Raw genomic sequence first — 25,189 nt, forward strand, 5'->3', positions numbered from 1 at the left:
TGTACTATATAAGGTACCCACCTGCAAGGAGAATCTGCACCGCAGTTAAAATAACGGGAGCGCATGGATGGTTGTAGCCGATGGCGGGCCACCGCGTGGCCCGCCAGATCAAACCCTGTTCAGATAGTCAGGCGCCCAGCTCAGGCGCCCAGCCACGGCAGTCCGGCCTTGCACCAGCCGCCGATTTGTTTGCGGTGGCCGTCCGCATCCTTGTCGCCTTCAAAACCTTCGAGGATGTCGAAGCAGTTGATATAGCCGTGTTCGGTCGCCAGCTTGGCGGCATGGCGCGAGCGCACGCCGGAGCGGCACAGGAACAGCAACACCTCGTCCTTGCCGGCCTGGGCGGCCAGTTGCGCGAGGAAATCGGGATTCGGTACGCCGCCCGGATAGGTGGCCCATTGCACCGCACCATGCTGGGTATCGGCGATGTCGACCCGGCCAACCCAGTCGCGCTCGGCGTTCGTGCGCACATCGATGAGCTTGACGGCGGGATCGCGCTGCAGCAGCTCATACGCTTCCTGCGGCGTGACGGCGCCGGCATACGGTGTTCCTTCATTGGCCCGGCTGCGGGCGGTGGTCAGGATGTCGGCGGTGGTGGTCATGGCGTCCTCGATGAAAGTGGGAAGGTGTGGTCGATTATAGTGCGCCGTCCGCGCCCCGCAAACGGGAAACCACGATGTACGACGCACGCACCACAACGAGGCATTTCTCAAGAACTGGCGCAAAATGCACGATAATGGTGCGTTATTCGTTTTTTGCACTTGGATAGTGCATTCTTGATTTAGCGCAAACGCAGCAGGAAAATCGCGGGCACGAAAACTTTCACTGGCAAGGCCGGGTTTTGACCTGGGCGCCTACATCCCACCAGAAGCTGGCATGGAATCTGCTATGATCCTTATGAGTTTTGGTGGCACGCAATGTTTGCTTCGCTTCATCAGCCCAGACGCATTAAGGTCGGCTCACCCCACATTCATTTAGGAGATACGCATGGCAATGACAGCCGCAGAAGTCTTGAAGATGGTAGAAGAAAACGAAGTCAAATTCGTTGATTTCCGCTTTGCCGATACCCGTGGTAAAGAGCAGCACGTGACGGTTCCCGTGTCGCACTTCGACATGGACAAATTCGAGTCGGGCCACGCCTTTGACGGTTCTTCGATCGCTGGCTGGAAAGGCATTGAAGCGTCCGACATGATCTTGCTGCCGGATCCAAACACGGCCAACATCGACCCGTTCATGGAAGAAACGACCCTGTTCATGCAGTGCGACGTGATCGAACCGTCGGACGGCAAGGGCTACGACCGCGACCCGCGCTCGATCGCGAAACGCGCCGAAGCCTACCTGAAATCGTCGGGCATGGGCGACACCGCTTACTTCGGCCCTGAGCCAGAATTCTTCATCTTCGACAGCGTACGCTGGAAGATCGACATGTCGGGCTGCTTCGTCAAGATCGGTTCGGACGAAGGTTCGTGGTCGACCGGCAAGGATATCGAAGGCGGCAACAGCGGCCACCGCCCTACCGTCAAGGGCGGCTACTTCCCCGTGCCACCAGTGGACAGCTTCCAGGACATGCGTTCGGAAATGTGCCTGATCCTGGAATCGCTGGGCATCCCGGTTGAGGTACATCATCACGAAGTGGCCGGCGCCGGCCAGAATGAAATCGGCACCAAGTTCTCGACCCTGGTCGAGCGCGCCGACTGGACGCAAAACCTGAAATACGTGGTGTGGAACGTGGCGCACAGCTATGGCAAGACCGCCACCTTCATGCCGAAACCTATCGTTGGCGACAACGGTTCGGGCATGCACGTGCATCAATCCGTATGGAAAGATGGCAAAAACCTGTTCGCTGGCGACGGCTATGCCGGCCTGTCCGATTTCGCCCTGTACTACATCGGCGGCATCATCAAGCACGCCAAGGCACTGAACGCGATCACCAACCCGGGCACCAACTCGTACAAGCGTCTGGTACCAGGCTACGAAGCGCCGGTGAAACTGGCGTACTCGGCGAAAAACCGTTCCGCCTCGATCCGTATCCCGCACGTGGCCAATCCAAAAGGCCGCCGCGTCGAAGCGCGCTTCCCGGATCCACTGGCGAACCCGTACCTGTGCTTCGCCGCACTGCTGATGGCCGGCCTGGACGGCGTTGCCAACAAGATCCATCCGGGCGAAGCCGCCTCGAAAGATCTGTACCATCTGCCGCCGGAAGAAGACGCACTGATCCCTACCGTGTGCGCTTCGCTGGAAGAAGCACTGGAAGCCCTGGACAAGGACCGCGAGTTCCTGACCCGTGGCGGCGTGTTCAGCGATTCGATGATCGACGCGTACCTGGAACTGAAAATGCAGGACGTGCAGCGCATGCGCATGACCACGCATCCTGCCGAGTTCGACATGTACTACTCGCTGTAATGGCGCCACGCCGGCAATGTGCCGGTAGTGAATAAAAAAACGCGGGTGAGGCGATGGTCTTGCCCGCGTTTTTTTTTGCCGTACCCAATGCGGCGCCAGGGCGGTGTTGTATAGTCGGCCCAGGAACGATGCGGCATGTGCCGACAGGAGTGGAGATTGACCAAGCATTACAGAATGGCGCTGATGGCAGGATTGCTGGGCGCGGCGGCACAGGCGCACGGGCAGTTGTATGTGTGCGCCGATGCGCAAGGACACAAGACCTACACGGACAGGCGGGCTGGCGCGCATTGCCAGCTGCTCGATTTGCCGGGCGCCATGACGGAGCCGCCCCGCAAGACGGCACCGCTGGCAGGCGCGCGGCCCGCCATGCAGGCTGCCGGGACACCGGCGCCTGCCGCCGGCGCGTTTCCCAAGGTCGATGGCGCCGAGCAGCGCGCGCGCGACCTGGACCGGCGCCAGATCCTGCAGGACGAATTGCGCAGCGAAGAGCAGAAACTGGCGGCGCAGCGCCTCGAATTCAACGGCGGGCAGCCCGAGCGCCAGGGCAATGAGCGCAATTACGCGAAATACCAGGAACGGGTGGCGCAGTTGAAGGACAACATTAGCCGGACACAGCAGAACGTCGAGGCCCTGAAACGCGAGATCGCGAATATTCGGTAAAGCACATGACACTAGACAACCATCCCAGCCGCCCGGCCCATCTGGCCGGCCTTGATTTGCTCGCTTCAGCCGTGATCCTGCTCGACGGCGACGGCCGCATCAGCTATGCCAACGCGGCGGCGGAAAACCTGCTGGAAAGTTCGCTGAAAGCCCTGTCGCGGCAAAAGCTGACGGCGCTGTTCCTCAATCCCGACGAGCTGGCCGGCATCTGCGCGCAGGCGCTCGAACACAAATTCTCCGACTTGCGCCAGGACCTGAGCCTGGAACGGCTGGGGCGCGAGCCGCTGCGCGTGCACAGCATCGTCAGCGCGCTCGACGCGCCAAGCGACGGGGTGCTGATCGAGCTGCGCGAGAACGTGCAGCAATTAAAGCTCGACCGCGAGGAGCGCATCCTCGACCAAAGCCAGGTCAACAAGGAGCTGATCCGCAACCTGGCGCATGAAATCAAGAACCCGCTGGGCGGCATCCGCGGCGCGGCCCAGCTGCTGGAGCTGGAATTGCCGGCCTTGCACCTGAGCGAATTGCGCGAATACACACAGGTCATCATCAAGGAAGCGGACCGGCTGCAGACGCTGGTCGACCGCCTGCTGGCGCCGCACCGCCGCCCGCATATCGTCGGCGACGTGAATATCCACGAAGTGTGCGAACGGGTGCGCAGCCTGATCCTGGCCGAATTTCCCAGCGGGCTGACCATTTCGCGCGATTATGATGCCTCGATTCCCGAGTTTCGTGGCGACAAGGAGCAATTGATACAGACCGTCCTCAATATCGCACATAACGCGGCGCAAGCGCTGGCCGAGCGCATCGAGGCGGGCGACGCGGAGCTGATTTTCAAGACGCGCGTGGCGCGTCAGGTGACCCTGGCCAAGGTTCGCTACAACCTGGCATTAGACTTGCATATCATTGACAATGGACCGGGCATCGCACCCCAGATCCGCGACCGGATTTTCTACCCGCTGGTGTCGGGCAGGGAAGGCGGCAGCGGTCTGGGGCTGACCTTGGCGCAAACCTTCGTGCAACAGCACCTGGGCGTGATCGAGTGCGAAAGCCGGCCTGGATACACCGATTTCAGGATCGTTCTCCCCTTGCCATAAGCGAGGCAGTATCCCACTCATGAAATCCATTGCGGGACGCACACACTAATGAAGCCAATCTGGATAGTTGACGACGACGAATCAATCCGCTGGGTGCTGGAAAAAGCCCTGGCGCGGGAAAATCTCGCCACCAAGAGTTTTGCCAATGCGCGCGACGCCATCGCCGCACTGGAATTTGACACGCCGCAAGTGCTCGTGTCCGATATCCGCATGCCGGGCGCGTCCGGCCTGGAATTGCTGCAGACGGTCAAGTCGCGCTTTCCCGGCTTGCCAGTCATCATTATTACCGCCTTTTCCGACCTCGATTCGGCCGTCGCGGCCTTCCAGGGCGGCGCCTTCGAATACCTGGCCAAGCCGTTTGACATCGACAAGGCCGTCGAGCTGATCCGCCGCGCGCTGGAAGAGAGCCTGCGCGAGACCAGCGTCGAATCGGGCCCGTCGGAAACGCCGGAAATCCTCGGCCAGGCGCCGGCCATGCAGGAAGTCTTCCGCGCCATCGGCCGTTTGTCGCAATCGAATGTGACCGTGCTCATCACGGGCGAATCCGGTTCCGGCAAGGAACTCGTGGCGCGCGCGCTGCACAAGCACAGCCCGCGCGCGGCGCAGCCTTTCATCGCCCTGAACACGGCGGCGATCCCGAAGGATTTGCTCGAGTCCGAACTGTTCGGCCATGAGCGTGGGGCGTTTACGGGCGCCCAGACGACGCGCCGGGGCCGCTTCGAGCAGGCCGAGAATGGCACTTTGTTCCTCGATGAAATCGGCGACATGCCGTTCGACCTGCAGACGCGCTTGCTGCGCGTGCTGTCCGACGGCCATTTCTATCGCGTCGGCGGCCATCAGCCGATGAAGGCCAACGTGCGCGTCATTACAGCCACGCACCAGAACCTCGAGCAGCGCGTGCGCGACGGCCTGTTCCGTGAAGACTTGTATCACCGGCTGAACGTGATCCGGCTGCGCCTGCCCAGTTTGCGGGAGCGGCGCGAGGATATCCCCATCCTGGTGCGCCACTTCCTGGTGCAAAGCGCGCGCCAGCTGGGCGTGGAAGCCAAACGCATGAGCGAGCCGACGATGCAGTTCCTGAGCAGCCTCGATTTGCCCGGTAATGTGCGCCAGCTGGAAAACCTGTGCAACTGGATCACCGTCATGGCGCCGGGCCAGACGGTGGAAATCAAGGACTTGCCGCTGGAATTGACGCAGGGGCAGGGCGATGGCGCCGCCACAGCGGCGGCGGGCGAGGCTGCGCCGGCAGCCGCTGTCCATCCGCATGGCGGCCAGGTCTTCGAAGCGGCCGCGCCCGTCAACGGCGCGCCGCCGGGCTGGATCGGCTTGCTGGAATTGCAGGCGGCCGGCATGCTGGGCGCGGGGCAGCAGGAAGTCATGGCCGTGCTGGGGCGGCAATTCGAGTCGGCCCTGATCAAGACGGCGCTCAAGCATACGCACGGGCGCAAGAATGACGCCGCCGTGCGCCTGGGCATCGGCCGCAATACCATCACCCGCAAGATCTCCGAACTGGGCATCGACGGCGCCAAAGACGATTGACGCCTTGCCGGACGGAGCTTGTGCTCCGTCCGCGTCCCCTTGACGTTCCTTGCACGCCACAACAGCCACAAGAAATGCAGGCAATCAGGTAAGCTGGCGCCTGCCGGACTGTTTCGTCCGGTCTTTATTGGATTGTGGAACTGTATGCTCATAAACTGCGTGGCCTACCAGGATGGCAAAAAACTGGCCGACTTGCCGATCGACGACATCAGCGATTACGTCGAGCGGCCCGACTGCTTCGTCTGGGTGGCCCTGCTCGACGCCACGCCGGCCGAGCTGAAACAGATGCAGCACGAGTTTTGTCTGCACGAATTGGCCGTCGAGGATGCGCAGCGCGGTCACCAGCGCCCGAAGATCGAGGAATATGGCGACTCGCTGTTTGCCGTCGTGAAAACCGTGGAAATGGTCGACAACGAACTGGTGCTGGGCGAAGTGGACATTTTTGTCGGCGCCAACTATGTGCTCTCGTCGCGCAGCAACAGCTCGCAAGGTTTCCTCGGCGTGCGCGCGCGTGCCGAGCGCGAACCGCATCTGCTGCGCCAGGGCTCGGCCTTCGTGCTGTATGCGCTGATGGACGCGGTCGTCGACCGTTACTTTCCCGTGCTCGACGCGCTCGAATCGGAGCTGGAACTGATCGAGGACCGCATCTTCGACCGTGGCACCGAACGCGACAATATCGAACGGCTGTATCAATTGAAACGCAAGGTCATGGTCTTGCGCCACGTGGTGGCGCCCCTGATGGAAGCGGTGGGCAAGCTGCACGGCGGGCGCGTGCCGCCGCTGTGCCACGATACCCAGGAGTATTTCCGCGACGTGCATGACCATCTGGCGCGCATCAACGGCACGCTCGACACCATCCGCGATACGATCAGCACGGCCATCCAGGTGAATCTGTCGATGGTGGCCATCGACGAGAGCGAAGTGAACAAGCAGTTGGCGGCCTGGGCCGCTATCTTTGCCGTGTTCACGGCGTTTGCCGGCGTGTGGGGCATGAACTTCAAGTTCATGCCGGAACTGGACTGGCATTATGGCTATCCGGCCGCCGTTGCAGTGATGAGCTGTGTCTGCGGTTATATGTATTACTTGTTCAAGCGTTCCGGCTGGCTATAAAAATTTCCTGTGTATCTGTATTATTAAACAATAGCCAGGGGTACAATCGCGGCAAGTCCGTTGACTCGGGCCTTTGCTGAGGATCGCCGCGCCGGCAGCTTTGCCTGCGCTTCCCGTGCCGCGCAGGAGCATTCATGAGTATTCCGTTGTTCGATGTGAATTCGCAAGAACCCCTGTTCGATCCCGAGCAGCGGCGCACCCTGGCGGAAGCGGCCCTGCGCTCGATCACCGCCTCGACGGCGCACGCCCGTGGCGACGACTTCCTGCGCATCCTCGTCAAGGACCTGGCCGAAGCGCTCGATGTGCACTATGTGATTGCCGGGCGCCTGATCCACATGGACGATGGCAGCGAAGGCATCCGCACCCTGGCCCTGTGGGGCGGCGACGGCTACCAGCCGAACATCGAATACAGCCTGCGGCACACGCCTTGCCAGGACGTGACCTGCCAGAGCATGTGTTTTCACGGCAGCGATATCCAGCGTCGCTTTCCACTCGATACCCTGCTCGTCGACATGCATGCGGAAAGCTATGTCGGCATGCCGCTGATCGATACCGATGGCAAGACCCTGGGCATCCTGTCGGCCATCGACACGCGTCCCATCGATGAAAACAAGCGCTTGCTGGCGCTGCTGCTGCTGTCGATCTTCTCGGCCCGCGGCGCGGCCGAGCTGCAGCATCAGGAGCGTACGCAGCAGCTGGAAGAAATCGTGCGCGTGCGCACCGAGTCGCTGCTGGCGGCGCAGGCCAACCTGATCGAGCAGGAGCAGATGGCGGCCCTCGGTTCGCTGGTGGCGGGCGTGTCGCATGAAGTCAACACGCCCATCGGCGTGGCGCTGACGGCCGCGTCAAGCATGGGCAGCTATGCCGACCAGCTGGTGCAGCTGCTGGGCGGCGCCAAGGTCAGCCGCACCGAACTGATCGACATTGCCGAATCCCTGAAAGGCGCGGCGGCATTGATCGAGCGCAACCTTGCGCGCGCCGCTGACCTGATCGGCAATTTCAAGCAGCTGGCCGTGGACCAGGTCAGCGAGTACGTGGCCGACCTGGCACTGCACGACTACGTGCACGGCCTGGTATCGGCGCACAGTCCGGAACTGCGCAAGGCGGCACTGGGCGTGGAACTCGATATCGCGCCCGATTGCCAGGTGCGCCTGGCGGCCGGCAAGCTGTCGCAAATCCTGTCGAACCTGCTGATGAACAGCGCCCGCCATGGCTATCCGCAGGGTGGGCCAGGGCGCATCACCATCCGCGCGCGCATCGAGGCGGACGAGGATGACGCGGCCTTGCGCTGGCTGCTGCTGGAATTTTCCGACGACGGCATCGGCTTGGCGCCGGCCGTGCGCGAACACATGTTTGAACCGTTTTTCACCACCAAGCGGGGCCAGGGCGGCTCCGGCCTGGGCATGCATATTGTTTATACCATCGTGCAGCAACTGGGTGGCCAGGTCAGCGCCGTCAATGCCACGCCCGGCTGCCACATTCATATCCGCTTGCCGCTGACACACTGATGCTGCCTGCGTTTGCGCCATTTTTGGTGAAAATGCATACTCCCGGCTCCTCTTTTATTTTCACAATGTTGTATGCATGCCATACACGTCGTGAGTTCTGTTGACACCAAGAATATCCCTGTGATTCTATGTAGTTGTCTAGCTAACTTTCAGTTGGCCGGTACTTGTCTTTATGCCATGCAAGCATCGCTGTGGCCGTTTCTGGACTTCACACCCGGAAACCTGCGGTGCAATTCCTTGAAATGAACGTTTGCAGTCCGGATAGTTGATCCGTTGCTTAATAAAAATACCATTTAAAAGGGTTTACCATGCTTAAAGAAACCGTCATCTCTCGTGCCGTCCGCGTTGTCTGCGCCGGCGGCATGGCCGCGGCCTTGTCCGTCGCTTCGCAATCCGCAGTGGCATAAGATGCGCAGGGGGCCGATGCGCAGATACAGCGCGTGGAAGTGACCGGCTCGTCGATCAAGCGCATCGCTGCCGAAGGCGCCTTGCCTGTCACGGTGCTGACCGCCGAAGCCATCCGCACCTCGGGCGCCACCTCGGTCACCGATCTTGTCAAGAAACTGTCTTCCGCCCAGGGTGCCACGACGGAAAGTTCTTCAGTAGGTGGCAGCACCTTCGGTTTCTCCGGTATTTCCGTGCATAACGTGGGTGAGACGCGTACGCTCGTCTTGCTGAACGGCAAGCGCCTGGCCCAGTTCGGCGGCCAGACGCTGACCGGTTTCGCCGCTGGCTTCGACTTGAATTCGATCCCTATCTCGGCAATCGAACGTGTGGAATTGCTGACCGATGGCGCCTCCGCCCTGTACGGTGCCGATGCCATCGCCGGCGTGGTCAACTTCATTACCAAGCACGATACGACGATCGGTGACGTGTCCATCGGCTACTCCGCACCCAAAAACGGTGCGCGTGAGAAACGCCTCAGCGCCACCAAGGGCTTTGGCAACCTGGACGAAGATGGCTACAACGTGGTGCTGACGTTTGGCCACGACGAGCGCGACAAGCTCGCCTCCGTCGACCGCAAGTTCGCCAGCACGGGCCAGGTGCAGTTCTCGGCCAATGGCAAGCGCTATCAGAAACAGCAGTTTTCCGTCAGCCCGATTCCCGCCAATGCCGTCGATGACAATGGCCAACTGATCAGTCCATATCAAAAAACCACTGGCTCCTGTCCCGCCAAGACTTTCCGCGTGCTGGAACCGTATGAAGACCTGGACGGCACCCCGCGCTTAAATGATTACTGCGGTTATGATTTCGTCAAGGACCTGGAAATCTATCCGGAACGCAAGCGCGACAATTTTATGGCGTCGGGCACCTTCAAGATCGCCGGCCACGAGGTCTATGCCGACGTGCTCCTGTCGCGCACCAAGCAAACGTCGCGTATCGCCCCCGTGCCGGGCGAGATCGCCATCGACGCTCGGACGCCGCTGCACGACAAGTATTTGTTGCCAATCGGTATTACTGGCGACAGCCTGGCGGCTTATCGCCTGTTCGACATGGGCCAGCGCACGTCGAAGGATACGGCGGACTTCGCCAGTGTGGTGGTCGGCACGCGCGGCGTGGCTGCCGGCTGGGATTACAACGCATCCTATAACTTCTCGGAAAGCCGTGTAAAAGGCAGTATTTCTGGTTATCCTGGCGCGATTGCCGTCAGCAACCTGACCGCGAGCGGTTTGCTCGACCCCTTCGTCGGACCAGGCAAGCAGTCCACCGCGGCGCAGGACGCCATCAAGGCCGCCACCTTTACCGGTTACTGGGACGGCGGCACCTCGCGCCTGCAAACCATCAACCTGAACGGTTCGACGGAACTGCGGCGCCTGGCGGGCGGTGCAATGATGCTGGGCGTGGGCGCGAACATCAACCGCGAGGAATTTTCCTCGAAACCGAGTCCGTTTGCGCAAGGCATCCTGGCCGACCCCGTGAAGGGTACCTTGTGCGGCGGCACGACCGGCTTGGAGTGCGACCAGCGTTTCGGCGATGCGGCCAGCAGCAAGCCGTACAGTGCCAGCCGCACCTCGAAGGGCATTTTTGGCGAAGTCATCGCGCCCGTGCTGAAAGAGCTGGAACTGGGCGCGGCCCTGCGTTTCGACGAGTTCTCGGACTTTGGCGGCGCTACCACGGCCAAGGCCAATTTTAAATGGACGCCAGCGCCCACCTTGCTGATCCGCGGCTCTGTCGGCAATGGTTTCCATGCGCCGACAGTGCCACAAGTTAACGCCTTGCAGCGCGGTTATGGCGTCACCAGCGAGAAGTACACGTGCACGCCGGCACTGCAGGCGATCGCCACGCGTCTCAATGCGCAATGCCAGCCAGGCAACCACCAGTACGACCAGCTGGCAGGCGGCAATCGCAACTTGCAGCCTGAAAAGTCGAAACAGGCAACCATAGGCTTCCGCTACGAGCCGATCAGCGCCATTACCCTGGGCGCCGACCTGTGGCATGTACAGATCCGCGATTCCTTCGGCCAACTGACCGAGCAGCTGGTGTTCGCCAATCCCGCCGCCTATCCGAAAGCGTGGAGCGTCAACACGGACGTCGGCACGGGCAAGACCTATCTGGCCTTCCTTGCCGACAACCAGAACCTGGGCAAGTCGTTCGCCACCGGTGTCGATATCGACGTCAGCGCCCGTTACCGCTCCGGTATCGGCCTGTTCACCTCGCAGCTGAACGCGACGCAGATGCTGCGCGAAGATATACAGCTGGAACGCAACGGCAAGTATTATTCTGCGCTGGGTAACTTCGCCGAGCTCGGTACCGTTACCTTCCGCACGCGCGGCCAGTGGACGAATACCTTGAAAACGGGCAACTGGGCCAATTCGCTGACGGTCAACTTCCTGTCCGGCTACAAAGATCAGAAAACGACGGTCGATGTGCTTGACGCTTCGGGCGCCGTGACGGGGCAGGAAGATATCCGCATGCGTGTCGGCTTCTATTCGACGCTCGACTGGCAAACGGTGTGGACACCAAGCAAGAGCTGGGTCCTCACCGCCGGCGTGCTGAACCTGACCGACAAGAGCCCGCCATTCGTGCCATCGACGTCCGGCGCGAACCGCGGCCAGCAATTCGGCTATGACGACCGCTACTACGATCCGCGCGGCCGGACGGGTTACCTGAATGCCTCGTACAAGTTCTAAGGGATACCGATAGGCGTAAAAAAACCGGCACAGCGTGTCGGTTTTTTTGTTTATGGCGCTGGGCCTGTCTAGCCGCGCGCCGCCATCGACAGGGCCACGGCCTCGGCCACCTTGATGCCGTCGACGGCCGCCGACAGGATGCCGCCCGCATAGCCGGCGCCTTCGCCGGCCGGGAACAGGCCCCGCGTGTTCAGGCTTTGCAAGTCGTCGTCGCGGCGCTTGATGCGGATCGGCGACGAGGTGCGCGTTTCCACGCCCGTCAGCACGGCGTCGGCCTTGTAGTAACCCTTGATCTGCTTGTTGAACGCCGGGAAGGCTTCGCGCAGGGCCGTGATCGCATACTCGGGCAGCGAGGGTGCCAGGTCCGTCAGGTGCACCGCCGGTTTGTACGACGGCACCACGCTGCCGAATTCCGTCGAGGCGCGGCCGGCCACGAAGTCGCCGACCAGTTGTCCTGGGGCATCGTAGTTGCCGCCACCGAGGGCGAACGCGCGCTCTTCCAGTTCGCGCTGCAGCGCGATGCCGGCCAGCGGGTCGCCCGGGTAATCGGCCGGCGTGATGCCGACCACGATGGCGCTGTTGGCGTTGCGCTCGTTGCGCGAATACTGGCTCATGCCGTTCGTCACCAGGCGGCCCGGTTCCGAGGCGGCCGCCACCACCGTGCCGCCTGGGCACATGCAGAAGCTGTAGACGGAGCGGCCATTGCTGGCGTGGTGCACGAGCTTGTAGTCGGCCGCGCCCAGGATCGGGTGGCCGGCGCTGGGGCCGAAACGGCAGCTGTCGATCAGGGATTGCGGGTGTTCCACGCGGAAGCCGATCGAGAACGGTTTCGCTTCGATGTACACGCCGCGCTGGTGCAGCATTTCAAAGGTGTCGCGCGCGCTGTGGCCGATGGCCAGCACGACGTGGTTGCTGGCGATGGTTTCGCCATTGGCCAGCACCACGCCGCGCACTTGGCCGCCGTTGGCGCCCGGCACGATGTCGAGATCGACCACCTTGCTCTCGAAGCGGTATTCGCCGCCCAGGCGTTCGATATTCGCGCGCATCTCTTCGACCATCTTGACCAGGCGGAAGGTGCCGATGTGCGGCTTGCTCACATACATGATTTCTTCCGGCGCGCCCGCTTTGACGAATTCCGTCAGCACCTTGCGGCCGTAGTGTTTCGGGTCCTTGATCTGGCTGTACAGCTTGCCGTCCGAGAAGGTGCCGGCACCGCCTTCGCCGAACTGCACGTTCGATTCCGGGTTCAGCTCCCGCTTGCGCCAGAAGCCGAAGGTATCGACCGTGCGTTCGCGCACCTGCTTGCCCCGCTCCAGGATGAGGGGGCGCAAGCCCATCTGCGCCAGGATCAGCGCCACGAACAGGCCGCACGGGCCCGTGCCGATGACGATGGGACGCGGTTCCTTGCTGTGGCCAGCCAGCTGTTCGCCGCCGGCGACGAATTTGTAGTCGGTGTCGGGCGCGGGCATCAGGTGGATATCGTGGCCCAGGCGCGCCAGCACGGCCGCTTCATTCTTCACCTCGACGTGCAACGAGTAAATCAACACCACGGCACTGCGCTTGCGCGCGTCATAGCTGCGCTTGAAGACGGTAAAGCCGAGCAGCTCATCCGCGGCAATGCCGAGGCGCGCCAGGATGGCGGCGGGCAGGGCCGCTTCGTCGTGTTCGAGGGGGAGTTTTACTTCGTTGAGTCGCAACATGGTGTGTATTTTTTAAAAATTGCCGGGCTCCGTATCTAGCGGAGAGTATGTGGTGCCGCGTGACGGCATCCGGGCGCTATTTTACCCGCATGTCCAGTGTCGGGCCATCTGCAGGGTATCGCCAGGGGAACTCGCGGCGCAGGAAAGAGGGGTTAAAAGAAAAAATCCGGGGGCCAACTGCATGGCCACCGGATTTTTTGCTAACTAGCTGTTATTTCTTGCCTGGCTATTAGAACGTGTAGCGGCCGCCCAGCGTGAAATAACGGCCCACTGCGCCCGATTGGTGCAGCGATGGGTTGTAGTTGATGCGGCCGTAGGTCTGTACGTCCAGTGGTGCCATCTTGTCGAACAGGTTGGTGATCGACGCGGTGAGTTCCCATTGTTTCGTGACATTCCACTTGGCAAACAGATCCGTGGTCGTGAACGAAGCGATACGGCAGTTTTTGTACGGCACGTCGTTCTCATCGACGTCCAGGCAGTCGCCCTTAACATCGTTCTTGTTGCTGATGCTGCTGACGTAGTTCATGTTGGCCGTGATGTTGACCGGACCTTGATCCCAGCCCAGGGTCAGGCGGACTTTGGTCTTCGGCGTACCGCCGTTACCGGACAGGTTGACGTCACCGTGGGTGCCAGCAAACTCCAGTACCGTGCCGTCGGCATTGGTACGGGTGAATTCTTTCATGTACGTCACCGTCACGCCCGAGTTGAAGCGGCCGTATTCGCCGGCGTTGTACTTGCCGCGCAGATCCAGATCGATACCCGAGGTCTTGGTCTTGCCTGCGTTCAGGTAAGGTGCTTTGACCATCAGGATAGGACCAGCCAGGCCTGGGAAGTTGCTCGTCGGTTCGCCACGAACGATTTCCGCGTCTGGGTAGCCGGCTGGATTGGCAACCACAGCGCCAGGATCGGAGCCGTTGATTTCGCCATCACGGACGATTTTCCACCAGTCGATCGACAGGCTGATGTTCTTGATCGGCTCAAGCACCATGCCCAGGCTGTAGCTCTTCGATGTTTCCGGCTTGATGTTCTTGTTGCCGATGGTGATCGCGCCGACTTGTTGCGACGAGCAATCGATAGGCAATTTCGTCACGGCGCAACGCACTGGATCGCTGGCGATGCTGGTGAACGCCGCCACGGCGCTGTTGCCGTTTTCCGCTGCACTAGGCGCGCGGAAACCTTCCGCATAGGTACCGCGGAAAGCCACGGCCGATGCTGGCGTGAACTTGAATCCGACTTTTGGCGTGGTCGAGCGGCCATAGTCCGAGTAATCATCGCTGCGCAGCGCGAATTGCAGTTCCAGCTCTTTCATGACTGGCGCGGCGAGTTCGGCGTACAGGGCCTTGACGTTGCGCGAACCTTGCGAAGCGGAATAACCCAGACCAACGATATCGTTGATGTCGGTATATGGCGTCGACTGGCTGTTCGTTTCTTCCTTGCGGTATTCGGCACCCAAGGCCAGGCCCATCATGCCGCCTGGCAATTGGAACAGTTCGCGCGTCGCCTTGAAGTCCAGCGATGTGCTCTTCGTCGTGCCCGAGTTGCTCAGCGTAGGCGATACCAGTGCCAGTACTTCAGGGCTGTTGATCACACCCTTGCCGATGCGGAAGGTGCCGTTGTTCAGCGCCGTGCGCAGGGCGCTGGAACGGTAGTAGCCCGTCTGCGTGCGGTCGGTTTTGCTTTCTGCGTACATCAGGCCGGTATCATAATCCCAGTTGGCATACGTACCCTTGACGCCGGCCAGCACACGGGTGACGGTCGTTTCGAGGTTCGATACGCGTGGACGCGATGCGTCGACCCAGCGCGGACGGGCGGCGACGCCCAGGATGTTGTCCGGGTGGTTTGCCGGCATCAGCAACTGATCCGGGCCGGTGCTGGTGTTGTTGACGCGGGCGTTGACGAGGTCAAAGCCGGCGCCGGTCAGGCCGGATGGGGTGGTGTAGGTGTCGGCCTTCGACTTGAAGATGCCCACTTCCGTGTAGCCTTGCGCGTCGGCGCCCAGCGCCAGGGTGCCGCGCATGAACAGGTTGACGTTTTCGGTCTTTGGCTGGACGGTTGCGAACTGGACCGGATCCCACAGGCAGCCGCCGCGCGAGTTGTCGTTCGAGCTGCCACCTGTCGGGTCGAGGTTGATCGGATCGCACGAACCAGGCAAATTGGTCACGTTGCCGGCAGGAGCGCCAGCGGCGTTGACTGGACGCAGGGTGCCCAGGAAGGAGCTGCCGCCGCCGTTACCGGCAGTGGTAAAGCCGGCGCGCTGGTCACGTCCACCCCATGGACGGGCATCGGCCTGGCCGATCCACTTGTCGCGGTTGGTTTGCTTGATTTCGCCCGATTTTTTCGCATCGAGGGTGGCGAAGACGTTGAATTTGTCTGTGTCCATGTCGCCGAAGCCGATGGCGCCGGAGATGCTGGTGACGGTGCCGTCGCCGTGACCGCTCTGGCCGACGTTAGCGGAGATGGTCTTGCCGACATAATTCTGACGCAAGATGATGTTGACCACGCCGGCGATCGCGTCGGAGCCGTAAATGGCGGAAGCGCCGTCTTTCAGGATGTCGATGCGGTCCACGGCGTCGAGGGGAATCGAGTTCAAGTCGACGAAGCTGCGCTGGCCGTCATCGCCGAAGCCGTATGGTGCCGTGCGGCGGCCATTGATCAGCACGAGGGTCGAGCTGACGCTCAAACCGCGCAGCGAAACGCCCGAGGCGCTGCCGGCGAAACCGCTGGTGAAGGAGCCGCTGATACTGCCGTTGTTGTCGGCCGAGATGCTGCGCACGACGTCGGCGATCGATGCCTTGCCGGTTTGTTCGATATCTTTACGTGTCAGCGTTTGAATGACCGAAATGGTCTCGGCTTCCGCGCGCTTGATGCTCGAACCTGTCACTTCGACCTTTTGAATGTTTTGGCCGGTAGTCTGTGCGTTGGCCACGTGCATGCCAAACGCAAGGCTGCCGATAAACATCAAACGGATAGACCGCGATAATCCTGTTTCCACCATCATTGCAAAACTCCTCACTTTATGAATATGTGGCTTGACGTCGCCTTGTATTGGCAAGATCGGCCATATATGTATCTATTATTTTATCGATCGTCTCATGGACGGTGTCTTTGAAATTATTGATTATTCAAAATTTCAAGACGTTAATGAAACCATCGCAATGACTTGGCTGTCAATTTTTATAGCGGCAATGCATATAAAAAAACAACACAAGGCACAGTTCGCTGCTTCCCCTTTCTCCGCTGGTCGCACCATGGGGGCTGCCAAGGCCGCATGTTTGCTCACTTGCAGGGTGGATGCGTGCGGAGGTGGTGGCGCGAAAAGTGTTGTTTTTTTGTACTAAATCGGAGAACGATAGACGTAAGCGCCATCATGGTGCAATATTGGGTTTATGCATCAAAGAAGTGCGGCGTCGTACCATATTGGTGCTTAATCGCCGCCTGCTTAGGCGTTTTATTTATTTCTATATTTGAAAAGATAATAGCGTGTCCGCCATTCTTTGAATGCGCGGATTATCTTTGTTGTTTATCTTTGTTATTCGCGATGCTTGCGCAATAAGGAAGATGCGTGATATTCCGCTTTGTGGCGAGGCCGGCATTATCGGAGTTGAATTGCAGCGCGGCACTCCGCCGGGAAACAGCCGGAAAACTGGAATGGCGCTTGCGGCTGGCTTTGCGCCATGCCCTTGGCAGGCCTTGCTGGCGGCGCCCATGTTCCCGGGCCGGCTGTTTAGATAAGAATCCAGATGAGAATGGCGGATAGCGCCGCCATGGTGGCTATGTTTACATGCCGCCCCACAAGGCGCCCAAGGTGGCCAGCGCCGTCAGGCCCGCCGTTTCCGTGCGCAGGATGCGCGGCCCCATAGCCAGGCCGATGGCGCCGGCGGCCAGGGCCGCCTTTTCTTCCGCTTCCGAAAACCCGCCTTCCGGCCCCACCATCACGGTAATCGCCTGCGGCGGCTGGTGACGCGCCCAGTCGGCCAGCGACTGCTCCGCACGCGGCGTCAGGATGATGCGTTTATGTAAATCCTGCTGGCTGCTCCAGCTATTAAAATCCTGCAGTGGCGCCAACTGCGCCAGGCGGTTGCGCCCGCATTGTTCCGATGCGGACACGATGATCGCTTGCCAATGGGTCAGTTTTTTCTCCGCCCGCTCGGCGGACAGGCGCACGACGCAGCGTTGCGCCGCCAGCGGCACGATGCCGGCCGCGCCCAGTTCGATGGCTTTTTCGATGATCCAGTCCATTTTGGACGCTTCCGGCAGCGCTTGTGCCAGGGTCACAGCGTAGGGCAGTTCCGCTTCGCGCGCCGTGTGGGACTTCAGTTCGGCGCTGGCGCGTTTTTTCTCGACGTTGCACAAGACAGCCGTGTACTCGCCGCCCTCGCCGTTGAAGACGGTGATGGCCTCGCCCGGCACAAGGCGCACCACATGGACGTGGTGGGCGACGGCGTCGGGCAGAGCGATGGTGGCGCCTATGGCGAGTGGCTGGGGACAGAAAAAACGCGGCATGCAACATCCTGGCGGAGAGAAACAATGGAAGGTGCCGCGCCGCGCGCGGGTGGGGGCGCGCGCGGCAGCGACTCGAGAGTGCAATTTTAGTGCCGCTGCGCGCGGCCGGGTGAAATTCTTGCCGCCGGGCCTGCGCGGCGCATCCGGGACGGGAAATTGCGTGGAGATAACAAGCTGACTAAAACGAAATGTTGTTTTTTGATTTCACAAATCATTGCATTATTGACAGTGATACTTTTGGCGTGGTTTGATGACTATACAAGTTGTGTTGAAAGACATCAATTGTTTCCAGCAATGTCGTCCGTGATGTGATTCGGTATGGTATGGGGAGACGCCGCACGTTTCAATGCCTGGGCCTATGACCCTGGGCGCGTTGCGGCCGGCTTAAATTGGTTGGACAAGTATGACGCTGTAGCTGTAACGGGAGGGGGCTTGCAGTTTTTCGCAAGACCATGAGAGATTTAAGTGATTATAAAAATACAAACTAATCGCTTATCAAGTGATATCAGGGATCATGAAAAGGAATCAGTTATGATGTTTCGCGAAAAAAAGAGTGTGCAGGTGGTGAGATTGGCGTTGGCTGCGTTCGCCGGCGTCGCAACGATGAGCGTGCATGCGCAGGAAGCGATCGATGCGCCGGTGCCTAAGGTGCAGCGCGTCGAAATCACCGGTTCGAGTATCAAACGCATTGAAGCCGAAGGTATTTCCCCGATCACCGTGATGACGCGCGAATCGATTGCCCGTTCGGGCGCGACGTCGGTGCTGGATCTGATGCGCAACCTGACTTCTGCGGGCGGTAACGGCGGTGAGCTGGCGACATCGAGTTCCTTCCGAAACGGCGCCACCAGCGTCTCGCTGCGCGGTCTGCCGACCCTCATTCTGTTGAACGGCTATCGCCTGCCGGCGTCCGGTTCGGACGATTATAGCGGCCAGACTTCGGTCGATCTGAACGCCATTCCGCTGTCGGCCATCGAGCGCATCGATGTGCTCAAGGACGGCGCCTCGGCCATCTACGGCACCGATGCCGTCGGCGGCGTCATCAACTTCATCCTGCGCAAGGATTACCAGGGCTTGACCCTCGACGCTAGCACCGGTTCGACCACCCATGGCGACGGGCAAAACCATAAGGTGTCCGTGTCCGGCGGTTTCGGCGACCGTGACGCGCAGAAATTCAACGTAACTTACTCGGCCTCGTACGAAAAAACCAAGGCCATCCACGGCGTCGACCGCGATTGGGCGAACAGTACCGATTTCACCGGCCACAAGGGCGGCCTGTATCAAGGGGGCGTGTACGGCGCCAAGGGCCGCGATCCCGGCACCATATCGCTGGGCGGTTCGCAGCGCATGCCCGATCCGGAGTGCGACGCGGCTCACAGCAAGCCCTATCCGGATGCGCCGGAATGGGTGGCTGCGCCGAATCGCAGCTCCTGCATGTATTCCGCCGCTGAGTCGATAGACCTGGTGCGCCCGTCCACACGCTACGGCGGTGCGGTCACGGCGAACTGGGATTTGACGCCGGATGTGTCGCTGTTCGCCAATCTGTTTTACAACCACTTCGACACGCGCGTCCAAGGTTCGCCGGCCTGGATCCAAAATGCCGACCGCTCCAGCGTGTTGCGTGTGGCGGCGGACAACCCCTTCAATACCTACGGCGTGCCGGTCACGATCCGCCGCCTCTTCCCTGCCGCCGAGGGTGGTACGGGCACCAATGTTGACACCACCTGGCTGGTTGGCGGCGCCACCGGCCGCGCAGCCAATTGGGATTGGACCGTGTCTGTGGGCCACAGCCAAGAGAAGGGCGAAACGCGCGTGTACGGCTCCTTCATGCACGATAAATTGCAGAGTTACCTGGCGCAGGGCAAGTTCAACCCCTTCGGCGGCAACCATAATTCGGAGCAGATCATTAACGAACTGACGGCCGACCAGTACACCAAGACCAAGTCCTCGACGGACTTTGCTAAGGTGACTGCTTCCAGCGAATTTGGCCAACTGCCCGGCGGCAAGATCGGCGTGGCCGTCGGTGCCGAGTACAAGCGCGAGAAGCTCAGCTACGATCCGTCGCAGGCTTGGCGCGATGGCGCGATCGGCATCTATTCGACCCTGCGCGGCATCGACGGCTCTGAGTCGCTCGGCGCCGTGTTCGGCGAATTGGCCCTGCCGCTGCTGAAAAACCTGGAAGCGCAGGCGGCCGTCCGCTATGATCGCTACCAGTTGGCTGGCGGTACCACCAACCCGAAGCTTGGCCTGCGCTGGACCGCCTTGCCGACCTTGATGTTCCGCACCAGCTACAGCACCGGTTTCCGCGCGCCGACACTGTCGCAGCGCTTTAACGAAGGCCGCGGCGGTTTTGTCGCGACCAAGGATCCGAAGCGTTGCATCGTGGGTGACGCGTATTTTGACACCGCTTGCAGCGGTTCGGCGCTGTCTCTGCTGTCCGGCACGAAGGACTTGAAGCCCGAAAAATCGAAGCAGTTCAACCTGGGCGTGGTCGCCGAACCGATCAAGAACCTGACGCTGGGTTTAACCTACTGGAATATCAAGTGGAACGATCGGGTCGAGAATCTTGACAACGAAACCGTGTTGGCGGGCGAGGATGGCCAGTACAAGAACGCCGTCACGCGCTATGACGTAACGGCGGAAGACCAAGAGAAGTATAACGCGCTGAGCGCCGCCCAGCGCGCGACGCTGGGTCCGTTGGTAGGTCGCCTGAAGCAGCTGCAGGTTGGCCTGATCAATCGCAGCAAGGTCGTCACCGACGGTCTGGATGTCGAAGCGTCGTACACGCTGCGCACGGCCGAGATGGGGCGTTTCAAGGTATCCGGCGAGGCGAGCTACACACTGTCCTACAACCGCACGCTGCTGCCTGACGATCCGGCGATCAATTGCGCCAACAACACGGCTTGCGAGGCCGGTGAATACGGCTATCCTAAGCTGCTGGCCAAGCTGGGTCTGAACTGGGACCGCGGTGATTGGGCAGCGACGACGAGCGCCAACTTCACTTCGCATTACCACGTGGACCGGACACCGTCGGCGACGATCAATCTTTACTACGACGAGTACGCGAACGGCATGATGATCCCGAGCGCGACCCTGGTTGACGCCTCGCTGTCCTACAGCGGTTTCAAGAACCTGGTGCTGCGTGGTGGCGTCAATAACGTGTTCGACCGTGCGCCGGCATTCGACCCATCGTCGAACATCGGCTACGACACCGCCTACGGCAATCCGCGTGGCCGCTACATCTACATGTCGGCGTCGTACTCCTTCAAATGACGTGAGGGTAGACTGACGGGTGGGGCGCGCCGATTTGCGGCGCGCTCCGCAGCGGCGTACGTCGCGAAAAACCGGGCCTGGCCCGGTTTTTTTTCGCCCCTGCCGGGCGCAAGTGGCACAAGCTGCGGCGGCGGCGTTGCGCGGTTTGATTTTTCCCCTTGTTGGTCTGGTAAAATACATGGCTCTGACTGCGCCCAGCTGCGCTGCAAACGAATTTAAACTCCGCGACTGACCCACACCATCATGACAACTACGCTCCCGACTACCAAAATGGCCAATGCGATCCGCGCACTGGCAATGGACGCTGTACAAAAGGCCAATTCCGGCCATCCAGGCATGCCGATGGGCATGGCCGAGATCGCAGTTGCTCTGTGGAGTGGTCACTATCGCCACAATCCCGCGAACCCGAAATGGCAAAACCGCGACCGTTTCCTGTTGTCGAACGGCCACGGCTCGATGCTGCACTACGCGCTGCTGCACCTGACGGGCTACGACCTGTCGATGGAAGACATCAAGGCCTTCCGCCAGATGCATTCGAAAACCCCGGGCCACCCGGAAGTCGATATCACGCCAGGCGTGGAAACGACCACCGGCCCGCTGGGCCAGGGCATCGCCAACGCCGTCGGCATGGCCCTGTCGGAGCAATTGCTGGCCGCTGAATTCAACAAGCCCGGCCACGACATCGTCAATCACTATACCTACGCCTTCGTCGGCGATGGCTGTCTGATGGAAGGTATTTCGCACGAAGTGTGCGCGCTGGCCGGCACCCTGGGCCTGAATAAACTGATCGCCCTGTACGATGACAACGGCATTTCCATCGACGGCAAGGTCGAAGGCTGGTTCACGGACGACACCCCGGCCCGCTTCGAAGCGTACGGCTGGAACGTCATCCGCGCCGTCGACGGTCACGATGTTGCCGCCGTCGCTGCCGCCATCGCCGCCGCCAAGACCGCCAGCAAGCCAACCCTGATCTGCTGCAAGACCATCATCGGCAAGGGTTCGCCGAACCTGCAAGGCGGCGACAAGGTCCACGGCGCCGCGCTGGGCGACAAGGAAATCGCTGCCGTGCGCGAATACATCGGCTGGGATGCCGCCCCGTTCGAGATGCCGGCCGACGTGTACGCCGCGTGGGACGCCAAGAAGCAAGGCGCCCTGCTGGAAGCGGACTGGAACGAGCGCTTTGCCGCCTACAGCCGCGAATTCCCGCAGCAAGCCGCTGAACTGACCCGCCGCATGCAAGGCGAACTGCCACAGGCATTCGAAGCGGCCCTGAGCGCCGCCATCGCGTCCTGCGTCGAGAAAAAAGAAAACATCGCTACCCGCAAGGCCAGCCAGAACGCCATTCAGGCACTGGCTTCGTCGCTGCCGGAATTCCTCGGCGGCTCGGCCGACCTGACCGGTTCGAACCTGACCAACTGGAAAGAGTGCGTGGCCGTGCGTTCGGGCCAGCCTGGCAACCACATCAACTACGGCGTGCGCGAATTCGGCATGAGCGCCATCATGAACGGCATCACCTTGCACGGCGGATACATCCCGTTCGGCGCCACGTTCCTGACGTTCTCGGACTACAGCCGCAACGCGCTGCGCATGGCCGCCCTGATGAAACTGCGTTCGATCTTCGTGTTTACCCACGATTCGATCGGCCTGGGCGAAGACGGCCCGACGCACCAATCGGTCGAGCACGTCTCGTCGATGCGCCTGATTCCGAACCTGGACAACTGGCGTCCATGCGACACCGTCGAGTCCGCTGCCGCCTGGGGCGCCGCCGTGCGCCGCAAGGATGGCCCGTCGACCCTGATCTTCTCGCGCCAGAACCTGCCATACCAGGAGCGTAGCGCCGAACAAATCGAGAACATCTTCCGCGGCGGCTATGTGCTGAGCGATGTGCTTGAGCCCAAGGCGATCCTGATCGCCACCGGTTCCGAAGTGGAACTGGCTGTCGCCGCCGCCAGCGCGCTGGCCTCGGAAGGCATCAACGTGCGCGTCGTGTCGATGCCGTCGACCGACGTGTATGATCGCCAGGACGCCGCCTACAAGGCCAGCGTGCTGACGAAAGGCTTGCCGCGCGTGGCCATCGAAGCGGGCGTGACCAGCTTCTGGTACAAATACGTGGGCCTGGAAGGCGCCGTGGTCGGTATCGACACGTTCGGCGAATCGGCGCCTGCCGGCGTGCTGTTCAAGCACTTCGGCTTCACGGTCGAGAACGTCGTCGCCAAGGTGAAAGCCGTTATCGCTGGCTGAAATTGATTTTTAACGGTCCTGGCGGCATGTTCGCCGGGGCCGCGCATGTACCTTCTTTTTTAATCAGGAGCAGAGTATGACGATCAAAGTTGCAATCAATGGCTACGGCCGCATCGGCCGTAATGTGTTGCGCGCTTTCTACGAAGGCGGCAAGAAACAGGATATCCAGATCGTTGCCATCAACGACCTGGGCGATGCCAAATCGAACGCCCACCTGACCCGCTACGATACCGCGCACGGCAAGTTCCCGGGCACGGTCACCGTCGAAGGCGACAACATGATCGTCAATGGCGATCCGATCCGCGTATTCGCACAGCGCAATCCTGCTGAAATTCCATGGGGCGAGCTGGGCGTGGACGTCGTGCTGGAATGCACGGGCTTCTTCACCACCAAAGAGAAGGCTTCGGCTCACTTGAAGGGCGGCGCGAAAAAAGTCATCATCTCGGCACCCGGCGGCAAGGACGTCGATGCGACCGTCGTGTTCGGCGTGAACCACTCGGTACTGAAATCGACCGACACCGTCATCTCGAACGCTTCGTGCACCACCAACTGCCTGGCACCGCTGGTCAAGCCGCTCAACGACGCCATCGGTATCGAAACGGGCCTGATGACCACCGTGCACGCCTACACCAACGACCAGGTGCTGTCCGACGTGATGCATGAAGACCTGCGCCGCGCCCGTTCGGCCACCATGAGCATGATCCCGACCAAGACGGGCGCCGCCGCCGCCGTGGGCCTGGTGCTGCCTGAGCTGAATGGCAAGCTGGACGGCTTCGCCATCCGCGTGCCGACCATCAACGTGTCGCTGGTCGACCTGTCGTTCATCGCCAAGCGCGACACCACCGTGGAAGAAGTCAACGCGCTGATGAAAGCCGCCTCGGAAGGCGCCCTGGAAGGCATCCTGACGTACCAGACCGAACCGCTGGTGTCGATCGACTTCAACCACAACCCGGCTTCGTCGAACTTCGATTCGACCCTGACCAAGGTGTCGGGCCGTCTGGTGAAAGTATCGTCGTGGTACGACAACGAGTGGGGTTTCTCGAACCGCATGCTTGACACCACCGTGGCGCTGATGTCGGCCAAGTAATCTCTGGCTCGCCTGCAAAAACGCCCTTCGGGGCGTTTTTTTTTCATGGCCGTACGACACCGAACAAAACCGTAGCGAGCGGCAGTGATTTGTGGCCGAGAAGCGCAACCGTACTTTAGTACGGTGAGCATCGCCGGCCGCAAAGCGCGCCGCGCAGTAGGTTTGGTTAGGTGTACCTACAGGCGGCGCCGGTAAAAGCGCCACAGCAGGCGCAAGTCGCGCAGCACGGGCACGCCGGACAGGAAGGTCAGTACGCAGGCGAGGGTGATGGTGGCGGCGGGGAAGCCGATGTGCTTGAAAGCGAGGGCGCCGCTGACGCCGCCGATGAAGAAGCAACTGATCAGCAGGCAGTGCGTTTTCAGCTTGCCCTGGTTGACCTTCACCACGCGATCCGGCAATTGACGCCGGTTGTAATACGCCATCTTGCCCAGTTCGATGCCGATGTCGGTCGACAGGCCCGTGACGTGGGTGGTGCGGATGGCGGCGCCTGAAATCTTGGTGATGATGGCGTTCTGCAAGCCCATGATAAAGCACAGCAGCAGGATGGTGACGGGACCCAGCACGTCCGGGATGGTCGCCAGATAATTGCCCGTCAGGCCAAACAACAGGAGCAGTGCCGCTTCCAGCAGCAGGCTGGCGGCAAACTGGCTGTGCAGCCGGCGCCGCTTGCCCCAGTTCACCATGATGGCCGTCACGGCCGCGCCGCTGACAAAGGCCAGCCAGGCGCCCAGCGCGGCCAGCGCCACGGTCACGTTGCCCAGCGCCAGGTCGTCCGCCATGCCCGAGACGATGCCCGTCATGTGCGAGGTATAGCCGCCGATGGCGAGAAAGCCGCCCGCGTTCACGGCGCCGGCCACCAGCGCCAGCACGCAGCCCAGCTGCAGATTGGCTTGCGTATCGCGCGCCGATCCGCTCAGGCGGGACAGGTAATGGAGCGGCATGC

At 61.1% G+C, this 25,189-nt stretch carries 16 protein-coding genes; 11 read left to right on the plus strand and 5 right to left on the minus strand.

All coding sequences use genetic code 11. The features are described 5' to 3' along the window. Positions 1-140: 140 nt before the first annotated feature. Positions 141-602, minus strand: a complete 462-nt coding sequence (locus CBW66_RS21265) for a rhodanese-like domain-containing protein (RefSeq protein WP_086137538.1) — start codon at positions 600-602, stop codon at positions 141-143. 385 nt (positions 603-987) lie between these two features. On the opposite strand from CBW66_RS21265, the gene glnA reads away from it, so the two are divergent. The 7 genes from glnA to CBW66_RS21300 all read left to right on the plus strand — a co-directional run bounded on the left by glnA (position 988) and on the right by CBW66_RS21300 (position 11,445). Next, complete coding sequence (glnA, locus tag CBW66_RS21270; protein WP_070219258.1) at positions 988-2,403, plus strand: type I glutamate--ammonia ligase; 1,416 nt, start codon at positions 988-990, stop codon at positions 2,401-2,403. A 183-nt stretch (positions 2,404-2,586) separates the two neighbouring features. Next, positions 2,587-3,063, plus strand: a complete 477-nt coding sequence (locus CBW66_RS21275) for a DUF4124 domain-containing protein (RefSeq protein ID WP_086137643.1) — start codon at positions 2,587-2,589, stop codon at positions 3,061-3,063. A 5-nt stretch (positions 3,064-3,068) separates the two neighbouring features. Next, positions 3,069-4,157, plus strand: coding sequence for a nitrogen regulation protein NR(II) (gene glnL, locus CBW66_RS21280; RefSeq protein WP_086137539.1), 1,089 nt, complete (start codon positions 3,069-3,071; stop codon positions 4,155-4,157). Positions 4,158-4,205: 48 nt separating this feature from the next. Then, on the plus strand, positions 4,206-5,696 hold the full coding sequence (ntrC, locus tag CBW66_RS21285) for a nitrogen regulation protein NR(I) (RefSeq protein ID WP_086137540.1): 1,491 nt from the start codon (positions 4,206-4,208) through the stop codon (positions 5,694-5,696). Positions 5,697-5,840: 144 nt separating this feature from the next. Continuing rightward, positions 5,841-6,806 (plus strand): magnesium/cobalt transporter CorA, encoded by a 966-nt coding sequence (gene corA, locus CBW66_RS21290; protein WP_086137541.1) that lies wholly within the window; start codon positions 5,841-5,843, stop codon positions 6,804-6,806. 134 nt (positions 6,807-6,940) lie between these two features. Next, positions 6,941-8,314, plus strand: a complete 1,374-nt coding sequence (locus CBW66_RS21295) for a GAF domain-containing sensor histidine kinase (protein ID WP_086137542.1) — start codon at positions 6,941-6,943, stop codon at positions 8,312-8,314. 440 nt (positions 8,315-8,754) lie between these two features. Next, complete coding sequence (locus CBW66_RS21300; protein ID WP_170932925.1) at positions 8,755-11,445, plus strand: TonB-dependent siderophore receptor; 2,691 nt, start codon at positions 8,755-8,757, stop codon at positions 11,443-11,445. 68 nt (positions 11,446-11,513) lie between these two features. On the opposite strand, the gene CBW66_RS21305 is transcribed toward CBW66_RS21300, so the two are convergent. Then, positions 11,514-13,145, minus strand: a complete 1,632-nt coding sequence (locus CBW66_RS21305) for an NAD(P)/FAD-dependent oxidoreductase (RefSeq protein ID WP_086137543.1) — start codon at positions 13,143-13,145, stop codon at positions 11,514-11,516. 229 nt (positions 13,146-13,374) lie between these two features. Further along, entirely contained in the window at positions 13,375-16,026 is a 2,652-nt protein-coding gene (locus CBW66_RS21310; protein WP_230492029.1) for a TonB-dependent receptor, read from the minus strand. A 211-nt stretch (positions 16,027-16,237) separates the two neighbouring features. Here CBW66_RS21310 and CBW66_RS28685 point away from each other — a divergent pair, with 211 nt between their 5' ends. Continuing rightward, positions 16,238-16,483 (plus strand): hypothetical protein, encoded by a 246-nt coding sequence (locus tag CBW66_RS28685; RefSeq protein WP_139841597.1) that lies wholly within the window; start codon positions 16,238-16,240, stop codon positions 16,481-16,483. Positions 16,484-16,922: 439 nt separating this feature from the next. Here CBW66_RS28685 and CBW66_RS21315 read toward each other — a convergent pair whose 3' ends face one another. Continuing rightward, the gene (locus CBW66_RS21315) at positions 16,923-17,648 is read right to left on the minus strand and encodes a 16S rRNA (uracil(1498)-N(3))-methyltransferase (protein ID WP_086137545.1); all 726 of its coding nucleotides are present in this window, start codon (positions 17,646-17,648) and stop codon (positions 16,923-16,925) included. Positions 17,649-18,179: 531 nt separating this feature from the next. Between CBW66_RS21315 and CBW66_RS21320 the strand changes: the two genes are divergently transcribed. The 3 genes from CBW66_RS21320 (at position 18,180) to gap (ending at position 24,246) form a co-directional block, all read left to right on the plus strand. Next, a complete protein-coding gene (locus CBW66_RS21320; RefSeq protein WP_086137546.1) occupies positions 18,180-20,918 on the plus strand; it encodes a TonB-dependent receptor in 2,739 nt (912 codons plus the stop codon). A 243-nt stretch (positions 20,919-21,161) separates the two neighbouring features. Next, a complete protein-coding gene (tkt, locus tag CBW66_RS21325) occupies positions 21,162-23,159 on the plus strand; it encodes a transketolase (RefSeq protein ID WP_086137547.1) in 1,998 nt (665 codons plus the stop codon). 76 nt (positions 23,160-23,235) lie between these two features. Next, a complete protein-coding gene (gene gap / locus CBW66_RS21330; protein ID WP_010395244.1) occupies positions 23,236-24,246 on the plus strand; it encodes a type I glyceraldehyde-3-phosphate dehydrogenase in 1,011 nt (336 codons plus the stop codon). A 176-nt stretch (positions 24,247-24,422) separates the two neighbouring features. On the opposite strand, the gene CBW66_RS21335 is transcribed toward gap, so the two are convergent. Beyond that, complete coding sequence (locus CBW66_RS21335; RefSeq protein ID WP_086137548.1) at positions 24,423-25,187, minus strand: YoaK family protein; 765 nt, start codon at positions 25,185-25,187, stop codon at positions 24,423-24,425. Between the last annotated feature and the right edge of the window lie 2 nt (positions 25,188-25,189).

The sequence above is a fragment of the Janthinobacterium sp. GW456P genome (assembly GCF_002127655.1).
In the GTDB taxonomy this organism is placed as follows: Bacteria; Pseudomonadota; Gammaproteobacteria; order Burkholderiales; family Burkholderiaceae_D; genus Janthinobacterium.

Coding starts and splice junctions, on each gene's coding strand:
- CBW66_RS21265 (WP_086137538.1), bottom strand. CDS start 602: ATGACCACCACCGCCGACATCCTGACCACCGCCCGCAGCCGGGCCAAT.
- glnA (WP_070219258.1), top strand. CDS start 988: ATGGCAATGACAGCCGCAGAAGTCTTGAAGATGGTAGAAGAAAACGAA.
- CBW66_RS21275 (WP_086137643.1), top strand. CDS start 2,587: ATGGCAGGATTGCTGGGCGCGGCGGCACAGGCGCACGGGCAGTTGTAT.
- glnL (WP_086137539.1), top strand. CDS start 3,069: ATGACACTAGACAACCATCCCAGCCGCCCGGCCCATCTGGCCGGCCTT.
- ntrC (WP_086137540.1), top strand. CDS start 4,206: ATGAAGCCAATCTGGATAGTTGACGACGACGAATCAATCCGCTGGGTG.
- corA (WP_086137541.1), top strand. CDS start 5,841: ATGCTCATAAACTGCGTGGCCTACCAGGATGGCAAAAAACTGGCCGAC.
- CBW66_RS21295 (WP_086137542.1), top strand. CDS start 6,941: ATGAGTATTCCGTTGTTCGATGTGAATTCGCAAGAACCCCTGTTCGAT.
- CBW66_RS21305 (WP_086137543.1), bottom strand. CDS start 13,145: ATGTTGCGACTCAACGAAGTAAAACTCCCCCTCGAACACGACGAAGCG.
- CBW66_RS28685 (WP_139841597.1), top strand. CDS start 16,238: ATGGACGGTGTCTTTGAAATTATTGATTATTCAAAATTTCAAGACGTT.
- CBW66_RS21315 (WP_086137545.1), bottom strand. CDS start 17,648: ATGCCGCGTTTTTTCTGTCCCCAGCCACTCGCCATAGGCGCCACCATC.
- CBW66_RS21320 (WP_086137546.1), top strand. CDS start 18,180: ATGATGTTTCGCGAAAAAAAGAGTGTGCAGGTGGTGAGATTGGCGTTG.
- tkt (WP_086137547.1), top strand. CDS start 21,162: ATGACAACTACGCTCCCGACTACCAAAATGGCCAATGCGATCCGCGCA.
- gap (WP_010395244.1), top strand. CDS start 23,236: ATGACGATCAAAGTTGCAATCAATGGCTACGGCCGCATCGGCCGTAAT.
- CBW66_RS21335 (WP_086137548.1), bottom strand. CDS start 25,187: ATGCCGCTCCATTACCTGTCCCGCCTGAGCGGATCGGCGCGCGATACG.